3 protein-coding genes are annotated in these 6,327 nt (G+C 51.0%); 2 read left to right on the top strand and 1 reads right to left on the bottom strand.

What is annotated here, in order from left to right:
• Positions 1-155 precede the first annotated feature (155 nt).
• On the bottom strand, positions 156-845 hold the full coding sequence (locus tag BM231_RS21845; RefSeq protein WP_093522844.1) for a response regulator: 690 nt from the start codon (positions 843-845) through the stop codon (positions 156-158).
• Positions 846-1,543: 698 nt separating this feature from the next.
• On the opposite strand from BM231_RS21845, the gene BM231_RS21850 reads away from it, so the two are divergent.
• Entirely contained in the window at positions 1,544-5,215 is a 3,672-nt protein-coding gene (locus tag BM231_RS21850) for a vitamin B12-dependent ribonucleotide reductase (protein WP_093522846.1), read from the top strand.
• Positions 5,216-6,055: 840 nt separating this feature from the next.
• Positions 6,056-6,327 (top strand): transposase (locus tag BM231_RS21855; RefSeq protein ID WP_139226394.1); only part of this gene is annotated, 272 nt, incomplete at its 3' end.

The raw sequence follows: 6,327 nt of genomic DNA on the forward strand, positions 1-6,327 counted from the left end.
CAGATCGGTGGCTTTGTAAATTTTCTCGGAATATGACGAGTGTTTGGGTGCCTGTCCAGTCTTAGAGTACCGTAGTTTCAACTATTCACCGGAAGTCGCTTTAAATATCCTAGGGTCAGTTATTATTTTCACAATTCCCGAGGCTATTTTGCACGTTACTTCTTGGTACGGCGCGATAAGTACGGGTTTTGACTGAACTTGTCTGCTGGTGACACATTCCCAACTTCCAGGTCCTTGAGTGAGAGAGGCTCGTTCTCATCTCTTTTCGCCGATCTGCGCGGCCTTGGCGTCATTTCAGATTCGGGTGATGGCGCGTTCTCGTCCTTCTGATATTCGCGCGCTTTGTTGAGTGCTGCGAACTTGGCCTGATTCTGTTCGAGCCGCTTTGCCGTTCCATCAATAATGAACCCGCCGTCATTGTTGCGGATGAACTGACGACGATCCTTGCAGATTGATTCTAGCGATTTCTTCAAGACAGACGACGAGATTGGCGTCACCAGCAGATGGTGAGCCCCTGCCTCTAACGCGCGCGTCACCAGTGCGCGGGTGCCGTAGGCCGTAATAAAGACGAGCGGAACATTGATGAGCTCGGGGATTCGGCCTGAACGCATAAGCTTTAAGAGCTGAAAACCGCTGACGGGTTTCATCTCCCAACCAGACAACACCAGATCTGGTGGGTCTGAGATGAGCATTGGTAATGCATCTTTGGGGCTGTCATAGACACGCACGCGCCCAAGCTTCAGGGTGCCTAAGATACCCCTTAAGATTGCTTGGGTGGGTTTTGACTGTTCCACAAGAACCACATCTAACTGAGAAATGTCCTTGCCGAAGGAGGTGTGATGCATATCTGCTCGCTAATTTAACCTAACCAGATACCAAAGGTAATTGAGAAACTATATATGATCTCTCCATACAACCACTGCGTAAAATTGCGTGGGGTACACAGACTTTTTTACCCGTGAAATTTTCTGATCCACTGAATAATTTTTCCTAAAAATATCCCCCAGAAAAAATGAGCTTGAATTTGCATTTTCGCTTGGCTTTGCGGAAATGGCGGGGTTCTGCTGCCTGTGCCCGATTTGGAACACACTTAGGCCTCCCCACAATCCACACAGATTACAATATTTGGTGTTTCGATCCCTCTTATGCACACAACCAGTGGACAGATCACGCTTGACGATGCTTTCCGATTCAATCTAATTTGAGGTCGAAATCAAGACGTGTTCAGGATAGTGCGGCCTCGGCCGGGAGTTCACCACATTTAAGTAGCTTCGAGTGCTAGGAGTTGAATTAACATTCACTTCCAGCGGTCGCTTTTTTTTGCCAATTGCAGCCTAAATATTGTGTTAATATATTATCAGCACACTAGATATTGTAATAGCATCGAATTGCGTGCCACTTTACCTGCGTTTACTAGGATAAATGCCAGATAGCGGATTAATCAAAACCGGCGGCGGACTTTTGGTTAAAATCTTAGCTATCGGCGCTCTTAAAACCGAGATGCACCGCGGTGACCGTCACCGGGTGCGATAAGGGGCTAAACATGAGAATTGAGCGGCGATATACTGCGGAAGGACAATCCCCCTACGCAGATATTGAGTTTTGCAACGCAACGAGCGAGATCCGTAACCCAGACGGATCCGTTGTGTTTCGCTTGGAGAACATTCAGGTTCCTAAGCAATTCTCTCAGGTTGCCTCTGATATTCTGGCACAGAAATACTTCCGCAAAGCTGGTGTTCCGGCCAAGCTGAAAGCGGTAGAAGAAAACACCGTTCCATCCTGGTTGTGGCGTAAAGCTCCAGACGACAAAGCTCTTTCCAAGATGGCGAAAGACAAGCGCTTTGGGTCTGAGATCGACAGCCGTCAGGTGTTTGATCGTCTGGCTGGTACATGGACGTACTGGGGCTGGAAGGGCGGATACTTCGACAGCGAAGCTGATGCGCAGGCGTTTTATGATGAACTGCGGTACATGCTCGCGACCCAGAAGGTTGCTCCGAACTCCCCACAGTGGTTCAATACCGGCCTGCACTGGGCGTATGGCATTGATGGTCCAAGCCAGGGTCACCATTACGTCGACTTTGAAACTGGTGAGCTGACCCGTTCTGCGACCGCTTATGAGCATCCGCAGCCGCATGCTTGCTTCATTCAGTCTGTTGATGATGACCTTGTGAATGAAAACGGCATCATGGACCTGTGGGTTCGTGAAGCACGCCTGTTCAAATACGGTTCCGGCACCGGCACCAACTTCTCCTCTTTGCGTGCAAGCGGTGAGCGTCTGGCAGGCGGTGGCAAGTCCTCCGGCCTTATGAGCTTCCTGAAGATTGGCGACCGTGCAGCTGGTGCGATCAAGTCCGGCGGCACAACCCGCCGTGCGGCGAAGATGGTTGTGGTTGATATCGACCATCCGGATATCGAAGAATTCGTGACCTGGAAGGTGCATGAGGAACAGAAGGTCGCGGCCATCGTAACCGGTTCCAAAGTGTGTCAGAAGCACCTGCAGGCTGTGATGAAAGCTTGTGTGAACTGCGAAGGTAGCGGCGACGATTGCTTTGATCCTAAAAAGAACCCTGCCCTGAAGCGCGAAATGCGTGCTGCTAAGAAGGCAATGGTTCCTGAAAACTACATTCAGCGTGTGGTTCAGTTCGCACGTCAGGGTTACAAGACCATTGAGTTCCCAATCTACAACACAGACTGGGATTCTGAGGCTTACCTGACCGTTTCCGGCCAGAACTCCAACAACTCCGTTCGTGTCACTGATGGCTTCCTGAAAGCTGTTGCGGCCGATGGAGACTGGGATCTGATTGGCCGTATTGACGGTGGAACCAAGAAGACCATCAAAGCAGCTGAGCTTTGGGAGCAAATTGGTTACGCGGCATGGGCATCTGCTGATCCGGGCCTCCAGTACCACACCACCATCAATGAATGGCATACCTGCCCACAGGGCGGCGAGATCCGCGCATCCAACCCATGTTCTGAATACATGTTCCTGGATGACACCGCGTGTAACCTGGCCTCATTGAACCTGCTGCAGTTCCGCAAGGAAGACCAGCAGTTCGACTTTGACAAGTTTGAGCATGCGACCCGCCTCTGGCAGATCGTGCTTGAGATCTCCGTCATGATGGCGCAGTTCCCATCCAAGCAGATTGCTAAACTGTCCTACGAATACCGCACCACAGGTCTGGGCTACGCCAATATCGGCGGCCTGCTGATGACCTCTGGTATTGCTTATGACAGTGACGAAGGCCGTGCGCTTTGTGGTGCGATCACTGCGATCATGACCGGTGTTTGTTACGCGACTTCTGCTGAAATGGCTGGTGAGCTTGGCTCTTTCCCTCGTTATGAGGAAAACGCCAAGGACATGCTGCGCGTGATCCGCAACCACCGCCGCGCTGCGCACAGCGAGAGCAAGGGGTATGAGAACCTCAGCACCCTGCCCGTTCCTCTGGATGCTTCCAACTGCCCACAGACTGAGCTTGTTGAGCGTGCCCGTCTTGCATGGGACAAAGCTCTTGAGCTTGGAGAGGCACACGGTTACCGCAACGCGCAGACCACTGTGATCGCACCAACCGGCACCATTGGTCTGGTTATGGATTGTGACACGACCGGTATTGAGCCTGACTTTGCGCTGGTGAAGTTCAAGAAGCTCGCAGGTGGCGGTTACTTCAAGATCATCAACCGCGCTGTTCCTGAGGCCCTGCGTACACTTGGTTACTCAGAGGCTGAAATTGCCGAGATCGAAGCTTATGCTGTTGGTCACGGTTCCATTTCTCAGTCTCCTGCCATCAACAGTGCCAACCTGAAAGCCAAAGGCTTTGATGATGCTGCGCTTGAGAAACTGGCTGGAGCACTTGGGTCTGCATTCGATATCAAGTTCGTCTTCAACCGCTGGACCCTTGGTGATGAGCTGCTGACCGGCAAACTGGGCGTTTCTGCTGAGCAGCTGGAAGATATGGATTTTGACCTTCTGAGCCACATGGGCTTTAGCAAGGCAGAGATTGAAGCTGCTAACACACATGTGTGTGGTGCTATGACCCTGGAAGGTGCACCGCACCTGAAAGAAGCGCATTACCCGGTCTTTGACTGTGCGAACCCATGTGGCCGCATTGGTGAACGCTTCCTGTCTGTTGACAGTCACATCAAGATGATGGCCGCTGCGCAGCCGTTTATCTCCGGTGCGATTTCCAAGACCATCAACATGGCAAACACTGCCAGTGTTGAGGACTGTAAAGAAGCTTACATGCTCTCCTGGAAGCTGGGTCTGAAAGCAAACGCTCTTTACCGTGATGGCTCCAAGCTGTCTCAGCCGCTGAACGCTCAGTTGCTGGAAGATGAAGAAGATGATGCAGAAGACACTGTTGATGACATCCTTGCACAGCCACAGGCAGCCCGCGCTGAAGCTGTTGCAGAGCGTGTTGTTGAGCGGATCATCGAGCGTGCTGTTCGCAATCGTGAAAAGCTGCCAAACCGCCGCAAAGGTTACACTCAAAAAGCTTCCGTTGGTGGCCACAAAGTGTACCTGACAACCGGTGAGTATCAGGATGGCCGCATCGGCGAAATCTTCATCGACATGCACAAAGAAGGCGCTGCCTTCCGCTCATTGATGAACAACTTTGCGATTGCGATCTCCCTTGGTCTGCAATACGGCGTTCCGCTTGAGGAATATGTTGACGCGTTCACCTTCACCCGTTTTGAGCCTGCTGGCATGGTGATGGGCAATGACGCAATCAAGAATGCAACCTCCATTCTTGACTACATCTTCCGTGAGCTGGCTGTATCTTATCTGGGTCGTAACGATCTGGCACACGTGCCGCCAGAAGCATTGGACAGTGCGACATCTACTTCCCGTTCTTCTGCTGAAGGTCAGGATGAAGAGAGCAGCCCTGCGATTGTTTCTCACGGCCTTGTTCGCGGTCAGACCGAGAAATTCCGTCTGGTCCCAGGTGGAGACCCGGCTGTTCAGCTGGCCGGTGCGATCACTGCTCAGTCTGATGCGATTGCAACGGCCTTCCAGCGTGGCGGCGAAGCAACGGCAACAGCAAGCGTAGGCACTGCAACACCTGCAGCTGCACAACCATCTGTCGCTAGTCAGGTCGCTCAGGCCCGCATGAAGGGGTATGAGGGCGAAAGCTGCGCAGAATGCGGCAACTTCACCATGGTCCGCAACGGCACCTGCCTAAAATGCGACACCTGTGGCTCCACCAGCGGCTGCAGCTGATTTCTGATCAATAACTTATAAAAACAGGCCCCAAAGCTCAGCTTTGGGGCCTGTTTTCGTTTGTGCGCACTGGACCGTGAGAGATTACTTGCGGGAATATCGGAACAGGCCAACTACTACCTAGATTGGTGAGAAATACAAAGTGTGCATATCAAGTTTCAGCAAACTTAAAACTCTCAAACAAGCAGAAGTCTTCTAAATTTCCAAATATTTTAAGCCATAGGTAAAAGTAATTTTATTACTATAGGTATATTTTGAAAGAACATACACTAAACAATGGGCTCGTTGCATCGCAACCACTATCAGCGCTGGCCGCAGACGGTTGAGTGTTATTATTTCTGAATGCGTTTCCCTACTCGGCCTCACGGCGCATTTTTAGGAAGAGCAGCGTAAACTAAGAGACCATTAACAGCTTCCACTGGTCAGTTAAGTCCCGAAAGCTGATAAACTCCTTTCAAGCAACGTCCTTAAACCAGATACCTCATCTAATAGTCACAAACGGTGGACCATACGTAACGCCTCTAACCCGCCTGTGGTGATATCTCCGAAATGGACAACATGCTTACCTTCGATCGTTACAACTAACGCCCCCACTGAGACTGAATATGCATGAAGTGGAGCTAGGTGTACTTGTAAAATAAGGTAATCCCCTCACCCCGCAGCGCATAGGCCATCTCCCATTACAATAGAATTTTCAAAGATAATTGAAGTTACTAAGAAATAGCGACTATGATCACGTTACTTATCGATTACATAGGTGGTTATAAGCACACTGACACTCCTTGGACTGGCTCAGGAAAAGTAGAGAGCCTTCTGATACATTAAGATCAGGAGGACTTTATGGGGCGCAAACATTACACGGAAGAGTTTAAGCGGGAAGCAGCGCGGCTGGTAGAAGTGAGTGGTCGACCCATTCCTGAAATTGCCGCCGATCTGGGTGTGGGCCGTGCTACGCTGAACCGCTGGATCAAGGAGTTTCGGGATCAGGATTTACTGTCAGGGCCGCATGAGGATGCGAGTAAAGAATTAGCCCGCTTGCGCAAGGAAAACGAGCTTTTACGGCAAGAGAGAGATTTATTAAAAAAGGCGGCAGCGTTCTTCGCCAGGGAAAC

The sequence above is a fragment of the Pseudovibrio ascidiaceicola genome, assembly GCF_900114245.1.
Taxonomy (GTDB): Bacteria; Pseudomonadota; Alphaproteobacteria; order Rhizobiales; family Stappiaceae; genus Pseudovibrio; species Pseudovibrio ascidiaceicola.

Coding starts and splice junctions, on each gene's coding strand:
- BM231_RS21850 (WP_093522846.1), top strand. CDS start 1,544: ATGAGAATTGAGCGGCGATATACTGCGGAAGGACAATCCCCCTACGCA.
- BM231_RS21845 (WP_093522844.1), bottom strand. CDS start 845: ATGCATCACACCTCCTTCGGCAAGGACATTTCTCAGTTAGATGTGGTT.